This window comes from Pseudoalteromonas sp. SWXJZ10B (assembly GCF_015864475.1).
GTDB classification, from domain to species: Bacteria; Pseudomonadota; Gammaproteobacteria; order Enterobacterales; family Alteromonadaceae; genus Pseudoalteromonas; species Pseudoalteromonas arctica.
Genome location: NZ_JADYXD010000010.1, coordinates 1 through 17,585, shown reverse-complemented (window position 1 = coordinate 17,585; position 17,585 = coordinate 1). Strand labels below are relative to the sequence as shown.

Here is a 17,585-nt window from a genome sequence, read left to right as displayed (position 1 = left end):
AAAAGCCCTAGCTTCAAAAATATAGGGCTTAAGTAATACGTTATTTATTGACTTGGGTTATTTATATAACAACTAACTGTCCGTTAATTGCGCCGGCTTCTTTTAGTGCTTCTAAAATAGCCATTAAGTCACCAGGCGCTGCGCCTACTTCGTTAATTGCGCGAACTAAATCGTCAAGGCTTACACCTGGATTAAATACAAAGGCGCGCGAGTCGTCTTGGTTTACATCAATAATACTTTGCTGTGTGACAACTGTATCACCGTTTGCTAGCGGGTTTGGTTGTGACACATTTTGTTGCTCTGCAATTGTTACTGTTAAGCCACCGTGAGTTATAGCCGCAGGCTGAAGCTTAACGTTTTTGCCAATAACAATTGTACCGGTGCGCGAGTTAACTATAATTTTAGCGGCCATGTCAGCTGGTTTAAATTCTAAGTTTTCGAGTGTCGATAAGTACGATACACGCTGGGATGCATCGCGTGGTGCAATAACACGGATAGAAACAGAATCAATTGCTTGTGCGCTATTTGGGCCAACTAAGTCATTAATTGTTTTTTCTAGGCGTTTTGCCGTTGTAAAGTCTGGACGGTTTAGGTTGAAGGTAATGTAATCGCCTTGCATAAATGGGCTTTCTACAGTGCGTTCAACTGTTGCGCCATTTGGTATACGACCAACTGTAGGGGTGTTAATTACAACCTTACTACCATCAAGGCCTTGTGCGCCTAAGCCACCAACAATTAAGCTTCCTTGTGCAATTGCATACACGTTACCGTCTACACCCTTTAAAAAAGTTTGTAGTAAAGTACCGCCACGTAAACTGCCTGCACTACCAATAGAAGAAACCGTAATATCTATTGTTTGCCCGGGCTTTCTAAATGCGGGTAATTCTGCATGCACAGCAACAGCGGCAACATTTTTAATTTTAGGACTTTGAGTTGAAGGCAGCGTAATACCAAAGCTGTTCAACATGCCTCTAAAACTTTGTTGTGTATATGAGTTTTGCTCACCAGTGCCCGGTAAACCAACCACTAAGCCATAACCAACTAATTGGTTAGAGCGCACGCCTTCAACCATAGACACATCTTTTATGCGCTCAGCACTGGCAGTAAACTGCCAACCCAATAACGCAACTAAACATAAAGCTTTAAGGCTATTCATGTTGTTACCCTCTAAAATGGAAACAGCGAACTGCTAAAGAAACGTGTAAGCCAACCAGGACTTTGCGCTTCTTGCGTTTGCCCTTTACCTGAGTATTGAATACGTGCATTAGCAATGCGGTTTGATTCAACCGTATTATCGGCGCTTACGTCTTGAGGGCGTACTAGCCCTTCTAAACGAATAAACTCTTCACCGGTATTAAGCGTTAGCCATTTTTCGCCGCGAATAACTAAGTTACCATTAGGTAAAACGCGCATTACATTAACCGAAATATCGCCCACTAAGCTGTTTGATTGGTTTGATTTTGAATCGCCCGTAAACGACGAATCGCTACCAATGCCAAACTGAATACTATCGCCACCTATATTTACAGGTAGACCACCTAAGCCAATCACTGGGTCTAAGCTTGCGTCGGTTTCTTTGTCTGTTTCTGTTTTAGCGGCTTTTGTTGCTTGAGTAGACTCTTGCAATTTAACCGTAATTATATCGCCAGTACGTAGCGCTTTTTTATCAGAATATAAGTCGTTTGATGTATGAGTATTAAACAATGAACCTGTGGCTACCAGCGGCTCTAAAATAGGCTCGGGGTACATAGGTGCGTAGTAAGGGTCGTCCTGCACTACTTCACTATTTTGCGTAGACATACAGCCACTTAAAAATAATGTGCCCGCTGTAAATAAAATAATATTACGCATAATTCCCCCTACTCTATTAAAGCTGTTGATTGATATAACTCATCATTTCGTCAACGGCCGAAATTACTTTTGAGTTCATTTCGTAAATACGCTGAGTTTCAATTAGGTTTACGAGCTCTTCAGTTACATTTACGTTTGAAGTTTCGAGTGAGCCTTGAATAATGCTACCTAACCCTTCAACACCAGGATTACCTTGTACCGGCGCACCACTTACAGCGGTTTCGGTATAAAGATTTTGACCGATTGGCTCAAGACCCGACGGATTAATAAAATCACTAATAGTCAGCTGACCAATGACCACGTTATCGGCTTGGCCTGCAACACGTACAGATACTTCGCCGTCTTGCGAAACCGTAATTGATTGCGCGTCATCTGGTACATTCATTTCTGGCTGAATCACATAACCTGCGCCCGATGTAACAATTCGTCCATCGCCATCGGTAGTAAACTGGCCGTTGCGCGAGTAAGCAATATTGCCATCTGGTTGCAGTACTTCAAAAAAACCTTCGCCAGAAATCATCCAATCTAGTGAGTTTTCGGTGGTCAACATGTTGCCTTGCGTAAACTCTTTTTGGTTAGCTACAACTTTTGCACCCGCACCTAACATTAGGCCCGATGGCATTTCGGTATCTTGCGATGAACGACCGCCCGGCTGATTAATATTTTGATAAAGTAAATCTTCAAATATAGCGCGACTTTTTTTGTAACCTACGGTACTCGCATTCGCTAAGTTATTTGAAATAACCGATATATCGGTTTGTTGGGCGTCTAGCCCCGTTTTACTGATCCACAATGCTGGATTCATAATCGTGTCCTCACTTTAAAGTTAAACAATGCGTAACAGCTGATCTTGACGCTCGTCAATTTCTTCAGCTGTTTTCATTAATTTCACTTGTAATTCAAATTGGCGCTGGTGGCTTATCATGTCGACCATTTCGTGAACTGGGTTCACATTCGACATTTCAAGCGAACCACTTAAAACTTTTACATTGGCAGAGGTATCTACTATTACATTGGCTTTTGGCCTAAATAAACCATCGTTACCTTTTTCGAGCTGAGAGCTATTTGCTTCTACCACTCTAAGCGTGTCTATTTCTTCTAAAAAATTAGCGGGAGCGCCTTGTGGTCGAACTTGAATAGCGCCATCTTGACTAAACCCTATTTTTTCGACTGGGACAGGTAAAATAACAGGTCCCCCTTCGCCAATAACTTGACGACCATGGCTGGTTACGAGCATGCCTTGAGCAGTAACGTTTAACGTACCCACTTTTGTGTAAGCTTCATTACCGGAGGCATCTTGCACAGCAAGCCATGCGTTATCGCTCATCGCGATATCTAAGTCTCGCCCGGTTTGAACAATGCCACCCGATACCATGTTTGAACCCGGACGCTCTTGCATTGAAAATACACGTGTAGGCAAACCTTCGCCAAACGCTTGCATAGAACGTGCTTGCGCAAAGTCGGCTTTAAAACCCGTTGTATTTGCATTTGCCAAATTATTGGCTTTTAAAGCAAGCCCTTGTAGGCTTTGCTTAGCGCCAGAGGCCGCAATGTAGACCATTTTGTCCATAGTATCGACTCACATAAAAAATCTCTGAACTTATAAATGCAAAATAGGTGCCAGATTAAATTTGACGCAACATTGAGAGGTATTTAGAAGGGTTTACAAAGAGGACTTATAAAAAAGGCTGCAAAAATGCAGCCTAATATATTTAATGGGGTTTAGCTTATCGAATCTGCAAAATACTTTGCTGAATAGTTGAGTTAACCTCAAGCGCACGTGAGTTTGCTTGATAATTACGCTGTGCAGTAATTAAGTCTACGAGTTCATTAGTAAGGTTTGTATTTGATTGCTCAAGCGCTGATGAGTTAATTCCACCAAATGTACCCGAACCAGCTTCACCCGCTACAGGTTCACCTGAATCAATACTTTGCTTCCAGCTTGTATCACCCACTTGTGATAACCCTTGTGAATTTGGAAAACGTACCATAGCCACTTGGCCTAGGAATGTTGAGTCACCATTACTGTAAGAAGCGACAATTTTACCGTCTGTTCCTATATCAATTCCGGCTAAACGACCAACTGTTGAGCCATCTTGATCGAGTGCTTTTACTTCAAAACCACTTGAATACTGAGTTGGGATACGTCCTGCCGTGTTATTTTCATCGCGCCAGTTAAGCTCAATACCAGTACCAGGGAAAGTTGCACCATTGTCTAGTAATGTTGATAAACCAGCGCCAGAACCCGCTGGTAGTAATATTTCATCAAAAGTAGTTGTATTTGTATTTGCCACACCACCTGTTGTTGATGGCAAACCACTTGAGTTAAAACCTAGGGTAGTCAGTGGTGTATAAGGTGTCGTTGTTTGTTCTCCACCAGTTGTGCCATCAACTACTTTGCCATCGAGTGTTGCGTATACTTCCCAACTGTTATCTGTACCACCTGCTGCGGCATCATCTTCTTTAGCAAAAAAGTATTGTAAAATATGTGGTTCACCTAGTGAATCATATACCGTTGTTGACGTAGATGAGTTATAAGTACCACTAGACGTAGGGTCAAAATCTAGACCTGTTGGATCCGCCGTTGCATCTAAGTTAAACGACAAAAATACATTTTCTGTTGCGCGAGGTGAACCAGACGAATCAGGGATTTGAATTGGATCAGTTGTGCTCAAACTTACCGACGTTGTATCACCTGTAGATGAGTCAACAGGGAATGCTTGTAAAAAGTTACCTTTTGCGTCAACCATAAAGTTATCTTGGTTAAGCTTAAATGCACCCGCACGTGTATATGTTAAATCTTGCGAAGATAAATCGTCGGTCATCGCAAAATAACCTTCACCAGTGATTGCTAAATCAAGTGAGTTATTTGTAAATTGTAGTGAGCCTTGGTGAAACTGCTGCGCAACCATGGTTGTTTGCACACCGTCACCATTTTTAGTCTTACCAGAGCTAAACACTGATGAAGCGTAAACATCGGCAAACTCAGCGCGTGACTCTTTAAAACCTGTGGTATTAACGTTTGCAATATTATTTGCCGTTACGTCTAAATCTTTTTGCGCGGCAGCAAGGCCGGTTAATGCAATATTGAAGCTCATAATTCACCTCTAACCTGTTAGTCTGTGGCCTGCTAGCAGGCGAAAAATACTAAAATTTATTACGCGATTTCTGCTACATCTGTCAGCCTAACCGCACCTTCTTTAGTGTTAATAATAATGCCACTTGAGCCATTAATATTAACGCTTTCAATGTTCTTGAATGTAGCAATGGGCAAGCTTGAAAATTCGCCGTCAGTACTTCCTTCGGCGGTTACTGAGTATTCACCTTCAGGTAAACGCTCACCGGCTTCATTTTTGCCATCCCACGCAAAACGTACTGCACCTGCTGATTGAGAACCCATATCAATAGTTCTCACTAGCTGACCTGATGCATCTGTCACTTTAATTTTTAAGTTATCAACGGCTTCTTCTGCCACTGCAGAGCCTCTGGCATCACCCGTTTCATTTAAATCCAGGGTGTTTGACTCAAGTAAAGCTTGCTTGCCAACAAGTGTTGATGCTTGCAATGCTGAATTTGATGTCATAGATGACGCTAAGCTATCAAAATTTGAATTTAAATCGCTGATGCCTTGCGCCATTGTGAAACTAGTCATTTGCGCAATCATTTGATCGTTATCCGCAGGGTTACTGGGATCTTGAAACGATAATTGCTGAGTTAACAAAGAGAAAAAGTCTTCTTGTGTTAACGCATCACTCTCATTATCACTGGTCGCTACTTGCGATTCTTGCCAGCGTATAGAGTCTAAATAGGATGAAGATGTACTAATATCATTACTCATAACCTACCCTCGGTTACCGCTGCCCTAGCAACAGTGTTTTACTTAGCATTTGCTTTGCTGCATCAGCAACTTGCACGTTTGTTTGGTAAGAACGAGAGGCAGAAATCATATTTGCCATCTCCTCTACAACATTGACGTTGGGTTTATAGATATAGCCATTTTCATCCGCACTTGGATGGTTTGGGTTATATTCAATTTGTAATGGTGCATTACTTTCAACAATGCCCAAAACCTTAACACCAACTGCGGAGCCCTGTTGGTTACTTACTGATGCTGAAGCCTTTGTTAGCTCAGCCGCAAATACAGGTTGGCGCGCTCGGTACGTTTTGTCTTGAGATGAACTAATGGTATTAGCATTAGAAATATTACTAGCTGTAGTATTTAAGCGAACGTTTTGTGCGCTCATACCCGAACCTGCAATATCGAAAACATTATATAAACTCATAATTTTTATCCTTGACTACCGAGAGCTTTATTCAGGCCTTTAAATTTACCGCTTAAAAATTGCAAGCTGGCCTGATACTCCATAGCATTCTGTGTATACAAGTTTCGTTCCACTTGTATATCAACCGAGTTACCATCACCTGTATCTGATTGATTTGGCAAGCGAAATGATTCTGAACTGCCCATACTATGAGTACCTCCACCAATGTGTTTATCATTAGTTCTTACCATAGTATTGCCGCTTTGCTGGGTTGACCTTGCCGCTTTTAATGCAGAGGCAAAATCAATATCTTTTGCTTTATAGCCAGGCGTATCAGCGTTAGCTATATTAGTTGCAATTAATTCAGCTCGCTGTGAACGGATCAACATGGCTTGCGGATGCACACCTAATGCTTTATCAAAACTGATAGCCATAACCTTCTCCAAAAAATTGACTTACCCATGAATAAAGCAAAAAATAAGCCATTAATATTAGGAAGTGTTATATTTTTATAAGACTATGTATCTAAATAGAAAAACGACGCTTGGTGCGTCGTTTTAGGGAAATGAATTAACTTAGTTATTTCTTTTGGTAAATGATACCGGGGTTGCATCTAACCATATCAAATTCAGTACTTAGACCAGTTAGGGACTCTGACGCTCCTAAAAATAAGTACCCTTTTGGGTTTAATGCTTGTGCAAACTGATTAATAATTTTAGCTTTTATTTCAGGCGCAAAGTAAATAAGTACATTACGGCAAAAAATAATATCAAACTTGCCCATTAACGCGTAAGAATCAAGCAAATTCAGGTGCCTAAAACTAACTTGTTTTTTTATTGTATCGTTTACTTGTGCCATACCATTGCCGCTGTCTTTAAAAAACTTTTTACGACGCTCTGCAGATAACCCTCTGGCAAGTGCAAGCGCGTCATATTCTGCATTTTTACACATATCAAGCATGGTATTAGATATGTCGGTACCAATAATTTGTGCACCCATACGAAGCACACCAGGTTGCTTAGTATTAAATTCAGCTACTGACATAGCTATTGAATAGGGTTCTTGTCCTGATGAGCTGGCAGCAGACCAAATTTTTAAAGGCCTTCTTAAGTCTTTAAACTCAGGAAAAAGCTTATTTTGGAGCAACTCAAACGGGTATTGATCTCTAAACCACAACGTTTCGTTTGTGGTCATTGCATCAACCACTGCGGCTCTTAATTGCCGCTCGTGAGGCCCGAGAGTTTTACTAACCAACTCCGATAAAGATCCCACATTAAATCGAGTCATTAACGGAGCAAGTCGGCTTTTAACTAAATACTGTTTGTTTTCACCTAAAACAATGCCGCATTGCTGCTCTAAAAACGAACGAAACTGGTCGTATTCACTTTGCTGCAAATCTTTATTATTCAAGTTAGTAGCACCTATTTTTGTTAATCACAATGAACCCACTTTTTAACCGCTGTTGCTAATTCGTCTGGGTTAAATTTAGCAATAAAGTCATCTGCCCCGACTTTTTCAATCATAGCCTGGTTAAAAACACCACTCAAAGAGGTATGCAAAATAACATGCAAAGGTGCAAGTTTGGGATCTGCTTTTATTTCAGCTGTTAAGGTATAGCCGTCCATTTCTGGCATTTCAACGTCTGAGATAAGTAACGCTACTCGCTCAGTAATATCGTTTTTACAATCAAGCTCTGCTATTTCTTTTAATCTTATAAGTGCTTCTTTACCATTTTTGGCAAGCTCTGTTTGCACGCCTAACGGCTCTAGGGCGCGTTTAACTTGATTACGCGCAACAGCAGAGTCGTCTGCAATAAATACGATACGTTCGCCTAAATCTTTTTGAATATCGCCGCTTTGTGCAACTTCAGCACTTACTTCTGTGTTTACTGGGCAAATTTCGTTGAGAATTTTTTCTACATCGAGAATTTCGACTAATTCATTTTCGATTTCGGTCACTGCTGTTAAATATGAATAACGTCCGGCGCCTGATGGTGGTGGCATTATTTTTTCCCAATTCATATTTACAATACGTTCAACTCCGCCCACTAAAAACCCTTGCACAGAGCGATTGTATTCAGCAATGATTATAAAGCTGTCTTTAATGTTGTCGATTGGGCGCCCACCTACAGCCATTGATAAATCAATTACTGAAATAGTTTGACCACGAATATGTGCAACACCACGAATATACGGATTAGATTTTGGCATGCTTGTTAGTGGAGGGCATTGCAGCACTTCTCTCACTTTAAATACATTAATACCAAAACGCTGACGCCCTCTGAGCTTAAATAAAAGTAATTCTAGGCGGTTCTGCCCAACCAACTGTGTGCGTTGGTTTACTGAGTCTAAAATGCCTGCCATTCAAATCTCCTAAAGAAAACAAATAATACGGAACGATAATTGCTTTCTATTTATAAAGCTACATAACATCGCGGGTGCGTCTACTTTTTGACGCAAAATATTTATACCCTGTTTGAAACCATAAGCATAGTCGAAACATTATGAGTTTGTTAAAAAAAATCAGAAGATACAGTGTTTTTTATTTTGTTACTAGCTTGTGCTTTGTATTCCCTTTGCAAGCTAAAGTGTTTAGTAAAGATTTATTACAAGACATGGCCGTTGCTTATATAGCTAAGCAGATTGGTACATTGCAAAATACTAATACTCAATTAAGTGCACTGCCTTTAGATAGTCGCATTCCTGATCGTGTCTGTAATACTGAGCTTGAATTATCAACATCCGATGAGCCACCATTTAACCGCCAAGTAACCTTACAAGCTAAGTGCAATGATGCGCAAACGTGGGCTCAATACGTTCATGTAAGAGTTGTTGAAATGGCCCCAGTTGTTGTTGCCACCGCTAATTTATCCCGCGGTGAAGTAATAACTAAATCGCATTTAAGTATTGAAATGAAACCAACTCACTTTGTACGAATACAGTACTTAGATGACCCCACAATGCTAATAGGCAGCAGAAGTAAACGAAATATTAGAAGTGGTATGCCAGTATTACTAAACCAAATTTGTATGGTGTGTAAAGGTGACTCTGTTAATATTTACGCTAACCTTAGAGGCCTTAGAATTAAAACCACAGGTATTGCTTTAGAAGACGGTACTTTGGGCGAACAAATACAAATAAAAAACAAAAAATCAGGTAAAGTTTTAAATGCGCGAGTAGATGGTGTAGAGTCTGTTCAGGTGAATATTTAATTTAGATTTATACTAAAGTATCCTACGTATATGCCGATAACATGGCATAAGTTGGGTAATATACGGGTTTATTATTATGGTTAATCAAGTTAATGGCAGTAATCAACAAGCTAATGCGTTAACAAATGCAAAGCAACAACAAGTTGATTTAAAAAAAGATAACGCAAATACACAAGCGACGCAGACTCCTTCGCCTAAAGCAGCAAGTGACTCTGTAAGCTTAACGCCGCAAGCGCAGCAATTAAAAACGCTTCAAGATAAAGCACAGCAATCGTCTGGATTTGACAGCGATAAAGTTGCTGAGCTTAAAAAAGCAATAACCGAAGGTAAATATCAAGTGGACAGTGAAAAGCTTGCTAAAAACTTAGCTGATTTTGAGTTTAATGTGTATGGCTGATCATAATAGTTTAATTAGCGTAAAACTAAACCAACAAGTAAGTTGTTTAGATTCTTTGCATACGCTATTAAACGACGAGCTTACTGCTATTGCTTCACGACGTGGTGCTGGTTTAAAAGAAATTACCCAACAAAAAATGTCTTTTTTAACTAAGCTAAGCACTCTTGATAAAGAGCTAAGTAAGCTTATTGCCAGTAACGATACACAAAATCCTGAAATATCTGAGCTAATAAGCCAAGTTAAAACTCAACTTGCGCAATGCCAAAAACAAAATAATGTTAATGCTCATGCTGCCCGCCAAGCGCAACTTAGTGTTAAACAATTAAAAGAGATATTAATTGGCGCACCAACGTCAATGACCTACGATCAAGCCGGTAAATCTGTAAATACCGAGAGTAAATTGGTTCGTAATTTAAAAGCGTAAGCCCAAAATTTTACATTAAAAAAGCCTTATTGATATATCAATAAGGCTTTTTTAATGTCCTTTGTTCTTAAATTTCGTTATAAATAATATCCATTTGCTTAATAATGTAAGCCCCCTTAATAAATAATTAAGAGGGCTCTATTAATATTAAATATCCGTTTGATTATTACTACTTTCAATTAAGTGTTTAATCATCTCTTCCGATTGATTTTGCACATCAACCGCAGGTGCTGCTGCATCAATGCTTCCCCCACTTTGAGCTGGAGTATAAGCAATTGCAGAGCCTTCGTCCTCAACCAGTGTATTTAGCGCTATAAGCTGCTCTGCATCTTCGCTAATAATAACGTCATCAATATTAAGCGGTTCCGCCGAACTCATTTGGACCGTTTGCTCAGGTGTTGACAGACCACTCAAGTTACCTAAGTCAATTGTTTCAGTGCTTAATACGTTGCTGCTTGAAACTTCATTAGGAATTGTATCGCCTAGAGCCGACTCTTCGCTAAATGATGCAGGGATTGTATCGCCAGAAGCAGCGCTTGCTCCATTATCGTAAATATTGCCTGACTCTATAAATACATCATTTCCATTTTTAACTTGATAATTACCAGCTTCGTCCACAGTATAGAAATGCGTGTTTTCAAGACCTGTACCCAGTAAACCTAAAAGATTCAGATCTAAATTAGTAGAGTCCCAATTACCTTGAGCATCTACAACTGCATATGGCGCTGAAGTTAATGCTAAATCAATGCCTAAAACTAATGAGTCGAAAATATAGACCTTACTTCCCTCACCGCCATCAGATGTACCTTCGTAACCAACCAATATCCCTATACCCAATAAATTAAGTAAGTACTCAGGTTCTACTGTAAAGTTGATCGGTGTATTATCAATAACCAATCCAGATAAACTACCGCTTGATGTTGCGTTTCCAGAACTATCGGTCGCTACAGCTGTTACTGTATAAGCCCCATCAGCTAAGGTAGTATTAGCTGTTACGCTCCACTCACCAGATGCATCAGCAAATACTGTTTCAGTTGCCTCTGTAGCGCCACTAAAGATCACCGTTACTGACTCACCTGGAGCGGCTGTACCTGTTATAACTGGGTTTTGATCTGTAGTTAGTACCAATCCTGAATCAATTGTAATACCTGAGTCAATTGCGCTACTTGATGATTGCGTACCAGTATTACTTGCACCATCAACAATGCTTACATCAACGCTGTAGTTGCCCTCAGGAAGTACTTCTGCTGATGTCACACTCCACGTCCCATCAGCTCCAACTGTTGTTTGAACATTGTGAGTGGCACCAGCTGAATCAGTAAACATAACTATAACCGCTGCACCTGCAAAGCTTCCAGTAACTGACCCCGTAACAGTAGGCGTTGTATCTTGCCCTACCAATATTGGATCTATGACTACAGTTGGCGCTGTGTAGTCTGTGCTTGACACCATAGTATCGCTAGCAGAATTACCCGCTGTATCGCTTATTGATGCTGTTGCACTAAAGCTACCTTCACTAAGCGCGGTGGTAGCTGTTACTGACCATGTGCCACTTCCTGAAACTTGAGCGGTAATAGTTTGTGAATCATTATTAGCATCGGTAATAACAACACTCACATTTGTACCTGCTGGTGCATCACTTGTACCTGTAATTGTTGGTAACGGGTTATTAGTAACAGGTAACTGGTTAACTTCAACTGTTGGTGGTGTTAAATCAATAATGCCACCTAGGCTTGTAGAACTTGTAAGCCCTAAGTTTTCAACTGTAGCACTTACAGTAAAGGCACCTTCAGCTAATGGTGTTGTAGGTATTAGAGTCCATACACCTGCAATAGCTTGGGTGTTATATGTCGTTGCTGTACCGCTACTATCGGTAATAACTACCTGTACGTCACCTGCTAATATATCTGTGGTACCTGTAATTGTTGGCGTTGTATCGCTTGTATCTACAATTTGATTAATTAACAAACCTGGTAAGGTTGTACTAATAGTGCCCGTTTGCGTAACTGTTGCTATATTCCCAGCATCATCTGTACTTATTGCCTCAATTGTTAAGTCACCTTCAGCAAGTAAAGGAGTAACAATAAGCCATGTTCCGTCTCCTAATACCGAAGTGGTAACTACATATAATGTATCTGTAGAGTCAGTAATATTTACGGTAATTAAACTTCCTACCTCTTCATCGCTTGTCCCTTCAATAGTAGGTGTTAGCGTATTAAGTACACCAAACGCATCAATTCCTAGCGCTGGCGCTATAGTATCTATCGTTACTTGCTCAATGGCCGACTGCCCTGTATTACCTGCGGCGTCAGTTATACTTGCAGAAACAGTATATATACCATCTGATAAGCTAGTAGTTACTAAAGACCAATTGCCATCTCCATCAATTAAAGTATTAAATACGGTTTCGTTGCCATTACTACCAATAACAGTTACATCAATATTTGTGCCTTCCGCCTCTGGTGATGTACCTGAAAGCTCTAATATATCTGTATTGCTAATGCTCAGTGGTAAAATTCCAACCACTGGTACTAGCGTATCAACGACGAATTCAAGCGTATCGGTAACTACATTACCTGCATCATCAGTAATACTCACATTAGCAACGTGTTGCCCTTCAGATAATGCATCAACTTCAAGTGTAAATATTCCCAAAGCATCAACTGTAGTAGTTAGTACAGTGCCGCCATCTAGTTGTATTTCAACAACACCATTAATTAAATCACTGGTACCTTGGATTATTGGCGTTGAATCTGATGTTGTGCCAATAACCTGTAAGCCAAGTGTTGGCGATATTGTATCCACCACTGCGGTAAGTAGTTGCGTGGTAGTAATACCGACCTCACTTAACACGTCAACTGTTACACTAAATGTCCCCTCAGCTAATGATTGAGGAACCTGCACAGCCCACGTATTATCGGCTTGCACTATAGCCGTAAGCTCTTGTACTACATTTTCGCTATCTACCACTTTAACTAGCACTTCAGTGCCTGGTGCTTGGTCGGTCGTACCACTAATTATTGGTAAATCGCCCTCACCAGTAGCAAAGTCAACTACCGCATTTAGTACTGGGGTTGAAGCATCTACATCAGCAGTCGTAATAGTGGTGGTGTTACCCACATCATCGGTTGCCGAGGCTTCAATAACTGATAAGCCAATAACATTAACGGCTAGGCCTAATAGCTCCCAATCACCATTTGCATCTGTGGTTACATCGTATGTTAAATCGAGTAAATCACCTGCAAGCTCTAGAGTAACCGTAACGGTTTTACCTTCGCCCAAATCAGATGTACCAGATAAAGAAACCAACTGACCTAATAGGAACGAAGGCACAATTGTTAGCTCTGGTCCCACGGTATCAACCTCACCACCGGTTTTATTGTCGACCGAAGTATTGCCCGCAGCATCGCTAATAGTTGCACTAACACTGTAAACACCGTCAGCTAAAATATTATTAGCAGCCGCTTGCCAGTCTCCATTGCCATCGGTTTGAACGGTCATTTGATGAGAAACTCCAGCAGAATCAGTAAAGGTAACTATAACGTTTGTATTTGCTTCGTTAGATGTGCCTGTAATTAATGGAGTGCTATCTTGAGTCAGTATTAATGAACTTTGATTAATACTAATCTCAGGAGCAATTGTATCAATGGTTGCTGTATTTGTTGCGTCCCCGGTATTACCAGCGCTATCAGTAACAGAGACTTCAACTGAATAATCTCCTTGTGATAGAGAGCTAGTTGCCTCTACAGACCATACACCACCAGTTTGAACTGTTGTATTTACAGTATGCTTATTCCCTAGTGCATCGGTAAATACCACAGCAACTGCATCACCTACCATGGCACCTGTCACATTCCCTGAAATACTTGGAGTTAGATCGGTACTTCCAGCAATATCGTTAATGGTCACAACTGGCGCTGTTATGTCAACTTCCCCTGTAATACTTGTGTTTACAGGATTACCGGCAGTATCTGTTGTTGAAGCTAAAACCGTGTAAGTGCCCTCGCTCAACTCTGTACTTGCAGCGACTGACCATGTGCCATTTGCACCAACCGTAGCATTAACCGTTTGCTCTGCACCTAAGCTATCAGTAATTAAAATAATAACTAATGCGCCTTGCGGTGCGGTTGTTGTGCCTGAAATTGTAGGCGTTGTATCATTTAAAGTTACAAGCGGCGTAATACTAAGCGTTGGCGCGGTTAAATCGATAACACCGCTACCTGTTGTATTACTCGTTAAGCTTCCTTCAGTTACACTTGCCGAAACAGTAAACTCACCTTCAGGAAGAATAGTTGTCGCATCAACACTCCAAATCCCGCCTACTACCGTCGTAGTTACAGTATGTGAAACGTTATTAACGTCAGTTATAACGACTGTGATCACCGAGTTATCTATTGCACTACTTGTGCCTGATATTGCTGGTGTTTGATCGTTCGTATCAACAATTGTATTAATATTAATTGTAGGCGCATTGGTATTTAAAGTTGCGGTACTATTTGCAACTGATTCATTCCCTGCGGCATCAGTAACACTTGCAGAAACTGTAACTTCACCATCAGTCAGTACATCTGTAATATCTACAGTCCAAGCACCTCCTGCACCAACAACAGTTGTGTAAGTCTCGGTACTATCTCCATCGGTCACAGTTACTGTAATACTCGTGTTTTCAGGTTCATTGGATGTGCCTGAAATAGTTGGCGTGCTGTTATTAATTGTACCTAATGCATTTATAGTAATACTTGGTGCTTGAGTATCAACAAAACTCGAACCTGTATCAGAGCCTGTATTACCAGCATCATCGGTAATACTTACCTCTACATCATAATTGCCATCTGGCAAGCTTGGCGCTGTAACTTGCCAATCGCCGCTAGCATCAACTATTGCGGTTAAAGTATGTATGTCATTATTACTATCTGTAATGACTATATCGACCACCGTATTCTGTGGTTCAGTTGAAGTACCACTTACAATTGGTGTATTAGTGTTAAATACAGTTATATCATTAAGTACAATAACAGGTACTTGGGTATCAATTGTTAAATCAATAGTCGTGCTGCTGATATTATTAGCGTCATCGGTAATACTTACTTGCGCCGTATAATCACCATCAACAAGTGCTACGGGGACATCTACTTGCCAATTGCCATCAGTACCCACAGTTGCTGTTAGTGTTTGACCACCAATAATAATGCTTACATCTGCACCTATCTCATTACTTGTGCCTGAAATTGTAGGTGTTGTATCTATTGTCGCGTTAACTTCGTTCACAATTAATGTAGGATCAACACTGTCTATTTCACCTTGAGCCTGCTGCGTTGTTAAGTTACCAACACTGTCTCTAACCTCTGCAACAACGGTATATTGACCTTGCGCTAGCTCTGCAGGTACAGCAACAGACCAGTCGCCACCGGCTTGAACTGTCGCAGTAAACGCTTGGCTTTCTCCTTCACTATCAGTCACGGTTATATTAATTACAGTGCCTTGCCCCATATCGGTGGTGCCGCTAATTACTGGCGTACTGTCATTAGATAAAGCATCGACACTAACGGTTAATTCTGGTGCTACGTTATCAAAATCAAGTGTATTGATTGTTCTGACATTACCAGCTGCATCCGTTGCACTGGCAGTCACATAGGCAAGGTTTAGTAAAGGTACTGTTATGTTTGCAAGCCCCCACGTACCATCAGGATTTGTCGTTGCTGTATAAGTTGCACCAACTAATCCCCCAACTAGGTACTCTGTAATAGTGATTACAGAACCCCCTAGTAGATCAGAATCCCCCGAAAGAGAAACTAAATTACCTAATAAAAACGATGGAATAATTTCAAGATCCGGAGCGGTTATATCGACTTCGCCAGTGTCTGTACCCGTGCCTGTATTGCCTGCGGCATCGGTGATACTGGCGCTGACGCTGTAATTACCTTCCGCTAAATCGCCGCTTGGCGTTACACTCCAGTTACCACTTGCATCGATTTGTACATCAATAGTTTGCACTGCATTCGCTGCATCGGTAAACGTAACCGTGATGGTGCTGTTAGGCGCATCACTGGTGCCAGTAACCGTCGGTGTGCTGTCGTTTGTTAATAATGGCGCATCTACACTCACACTTGGTGCTGTGGTATCAATGGTGCCGTTGCCGGTAATATTGGTGCTGTTACCTGCCACATCGCTGATGTTGGCGGTGATCGTGTACGGCCCTTCAGCCAGTGCAGTCGGTACTTCAACTGAGAAGTTGCCATCAGCATCCACAGTGGTGGTGAACGTTTGTGTATTGCCTTGATCGTCCACTACGGTGAAGTTAATAACCGTGCCTTCAACCGCATCGCTTGTGCCGCTGAGTGTCGGGGTGATGTCGCTACTTGAGCCTGGACTGGTAAGCACAAGTGTCGGTGCAATGGTATCTATTTCACCAGTGCCTGTGGCAGTGGTGTCGTTGGCTGCCACATCTTCAACATTCGCGTTAATGCTGTATGCGCCTTCTGCAAGTGCTACCGGTACAGGAATTGACCACGTACCATTAGCAAGCACGGTGGCGCTCATTGTTTGCGCTGCACCGGCACTGTCTGTCACAATAATAGTGACTTCACTGCCTTGTGGCGCATCGCTTGTACCCGAGATAGTCGGTGTCGTGTCATTGCTAACACCATTATCTGCAATAAGAAGGCTTGGTGCGGTTAAGTCAATCTCGCCTGTTTCGGTGGCGCTGCCGATATTACCTAGTCCATCATCTACTTCTGCGGTGACCGTGTATTCGCCTTCAGCTAACTCAACAGGCGCTGCAACGCTCCATAGGCCACCGGTGACCGTGATGGTCGTGGTGGTTTCAGCTCCTGCACTGTCTACAAACGTTAAGCTGATAGTGGTGCCATCGGCTGCATCACTTGTACCATTAATGGTTGGTGTGGTGTCGTTGGTATCAACCAAGGCATTAATGTTAATGCTCGGCGCGATGGTGTTGAGTGTCGCGGTTTCACTTAATGTGGTGGTGTTTCCGGCGTTATCGCTCACGCTGGCTTCAATAGTAAGCTCTCCATCAGCTAATGCTGTCGGCACATCTGCTGACCAACTGCCATCGGCTTGTACTGTCGCGGTGAACGTTTCGGTTGTGGTGCCGTCGCTTACGCTGATGTTTATCACTGTGCCCGCTGGAGCATTGCTGCTTCCGCTGATTGCTGGAGTGCTGTCGTTCGTAGCGCCCACGGTATCCAGTGTTAATGTCGGTGCTAAGGTATCAAGAGTGCCTGATTGAACTGCGCCACCTGTGTTGCCTGCATCATCGGTGATACTGGCTTGTACGGTGTAGCTGCCATCTGGTAATTCAGGGCTGGTTGCTTGCCAATTACCGCTGGCATCAACTGTGGCAGTGATTGGGTGCTCATCACCGTTACTGTCGGTAATAACAATGTTTATAACCGTGCCTGCAGGCTCTGTTGAGGTACC

The 17,585-nt window shown here is 41.7% G+C and carries 14 protein-coding genes; 3 read left to right on the top strand and 11 right to left on the bottom strand.

Annotated features, from left to right (window positions below; translation table 11 throughout):
* Positions 1 to 61: 61 nt before the first annotated feature.
* The 10 genes from I6F54_RS10895 to I6F54_RS10850 all read right to left on the bottom strand — a co-directional run bounded on the left by I6F54_RS10895 (position 62) and on the right by I6F54_RS10850 (position 8,476).
* Entirely contained in the window at positions 62 to 1,156 is a 1,095-nt protein-coding gene (locus I6F54_RS10895; RefSeq protein WP_165729500.1) for a flagellar basal body P-ring protein FlgI, read from the bottom strand.
* 11 nt (positions 1,157 to 1,167) lie between these two features.
* Positions 1,168 to 1,851 (bottom strand): flagellar basal body L-ring protein FlgH, encoded by a 684-nt coding sequence (gene flgH, locus I6F54_RS10890; RefSeq protein WP_010553251.1) that lies wholly within the window; start codon positions 1,849 to 1,851, stop codon positions 1,168 to 1,170.
* A 16-nt stretch (positions 1,852 to 1,867) separates the two neighbouring features.
* Positions 1,868 to 2,656, bottom strand: a complete 789-nt coding sequence (gene flgG, locus I6F54_RS10885) for a flagellar basal-body rod protein FlgG (RefSeq protein ID WP_002959420.1) — start codon at positions 2,654 to 2,656, stop codon at positions 1,868 to 1,870.
* 21 nt (positions 2,657 to 2,677) lie between these two features.
* Positions 2,678 to 3,421, bottom strand: coding sequence for a flagellar basal body rod protein FlgF (locus I6F54_RS10880; protein WP_197141345.1), 744 nt, complete (start codon positions 3,419 to 3,421; stop codon positions 2,678 to 2,680).
* A 157-nt stretch (positions 3,422 to 3,578) separates the two neighbouring features.
* On the bottom strand, positions 3,579 to 4,949 hold the full coding sequence (flgE, locus tag I6F54_RS10875; protein ID WP_197101054.1) for a flagellar hook protein FlgE: 1,371 nt from the start codon (positions 4,947 to 4,949) through the stop codon (positions 3,579 to 3,581).
* Between the two features lie 59 nt (positions 4,950 to 5,008).
* Positions 5,009 to 5,689, bottom strand: a complete 681-nt coding sequence (locus tag I6F54_RS10870) for a flagellar hook assembly protein FlgD (protein WP_007581861.1) — start codon at positions 5,687 to 5,689, stop codon at positions 5,009 to 5,011.
* A 13-nt stretch (positions 5,690 to 5,702) separates the two neighbouring features.
* On the bottom strand, positions 5,703 to 6,134 hold the full coding sequence (gene flgC / locus I6F54_RS10865) for a flagellar basal body rod protein FlgC (RefSeq protein ID WP_007581860.1): 432 nt from the start codon (positions 6,132 to 6,134) through the stop codon (positions 5,703 to 5,705).
* A 5-nt stretch (positions 6,135 to 6,139) separates the two neighbouring features.
* Positions 6,140 to 6,547, bottom strand: a complete 408-nt coding sequence (gene flgB, locus I6F54_RS10860) for a flagellar basal body rod protein FlgB (RefSeq protein WP_002959431.1) — start codon at positions 6,545 to 6,547, stop codon at positions 6,140 to 6,142.
* A 145-nt stretch (positions 6,548 to 6,692) separates the two neighbouring features.
* Complete coding sequence (locus I6F54_RS10855; protein WP_007581859.1) at positions 6,693 to 7,523, bottom strand: CheR family methyltransferase; 831 nt, start codon at positions 7,521 to 7,523, stop codon at positions 6,693 to 6,695.
* A gap of 20 nt (positions 7,524 to 7,543) precedes the next feature.
* Complete coding sequence (locus I6F54_RS10850) at positions 7,544 to 8,476, bottom strand: chemotaxis protein CheV (protein ID WP_007581858.1); 933 nt, start codon at positions 8,474 to 8,476, stop codon at positions 7,544 to 7,546.
* Positions 8,477 to 8,616: 140 nt separating this feature from the next.
* Here I6F54_RS10850 and flgA point away from each other — a divergent pair, with 140 nt between their 5' ends.
* The 3 genes from flgA (at position 8,617) to flgN (ending at position 10,145) form a co-directional block, all read left to right on the top strand.
* The gene (flgA, locus tag I6F54_RS10845; RefSeq protein WP_165729499.1) at positions 8,617 to 9,324 is read left to right on the top strand and encodes a flagellar basal body P-ring formation chaperone FlgA; all 708 of its coding nucleotides are present in this window, start codon (positions 8,617 to 8,619) and stop codon (positions 9,322 to 9,324) included.
* Between the two features lie 76 nt (positions 9,325 to 9,400).
* On the top strand, positions 9,401 to 9,721 hold the full coding sequence (flgM, locus tag I6F54_RS10840) for a flagellar biosynthesis anti-sigma factor FlgM (RefSeq protein ID WP_007581856.1): 321 nt from the start codon (positions 9,401 to 9,403) through the stop codon (positions 9,719 to 9,721).
* Entirely contained in the window at positions 9,714 to 10,145 is a 432-nt protein-coding gene (gene flgN / locus I6F54_RS10835; protein WP_024589967.1) for a flagellar protein FlgN, read from the top strand. The genes flgM and flgN overlap by 8 nt, the downstream gene beginning before the upstream one ends.
* Positions 10,146 to 10,292: 147 nt before the next feature.
* Here the strand turns inward: flgN and I6F54_RS10830 are convergent.
* On the bottom strand, positions 10,293 to 17,585 hold a 7,293-nt coding region (locus I6F54_RS10830), incomplete at its 5' end, for an Ig-like domain-containing protein (protein WP_197141343.1).

Bases quoted from the DNA above. Each gene is read 5' to 3' on its own strand.
- flgN (WP_024589967.1), top strand. From the start codon at position 9,714: ATGGCTGATCATAATAGTTTAATTAGCGTAAAACTAAACCAACAAGTA.
- flgC (WP_007581860.1), bottom strand. From the start codon at position 6,134: ATGAGTTTATATAATGTTTTCGATATTGCAGGTTCGGGTATGAGCGCA.
- I6F54_RS10850 (WP_007581858.1), bottom strand. From the start codon at position 8,476: ATGGCAGGCATTTTAGACTCAGTAAACCAACGCACACAGTTGGTTGGG.
- flgG (WP_002959420.1), bottom strand. From the start codon at position 2,656: ATGAATCCAGCATTGTGGATCAGTAAAACGGGGCTAGACGCCCAACAA.
- flgA (WP_165729499.1), top strand. From the start codon at position 8,617: ATGAGTTTGTTAAAAAAAATCAGAAGATACAGTGTTTTTTATTTTGTT.
- flgM (WP_007581856.1), top strand. From the start codon at position 9,401: ATGGTTAATCAAGTTAATGGCAGTAATCAACAAGCTAATGCGTTAACA.
- flgE (WP_197101054.1), bottom strand. From the start codon at position 4,949: ATGAGCTTCAATATTGCATTAACCGGCCTTGCTGCCGCGCAAAAAGAT.
- flgH (WP_010553251.1), bottom strand. From the start codon at position 1,851: ATGCGTAATATTATTTTATTTACAGCGGGCACATTATTTTTAAGTGGC.
- flgB (WP_002959431.1), bottom strand. From the start codon at position 6,547: ATGGCTATCAGTTTTGATAAAGCATTAGGTGTGCATCCGCAAGCCATG.
- I6F54_RS10895 (WP_165729500.1), bottom strand. From the start codon at position 1,156: ATGAATAGCCTTAAAGCTTTATGTTTAGTTGCGTTATTGGGTTGGCAG.
- I6F54_RS10870 (WP_007581861.1), bottom strand. From the start codon at position 5,689: ATGAGTAATGATATTAGTACATCTTCATCCTATTTAGACTCTATACGC.
- I6F54_RS10880 (WP_197141345.1), bottom strand. From the start codon at position 3,421: ATGGACAAAATGGTCTACATTGCGGCCTCTGGCGCTAAGCAAAGCCTA.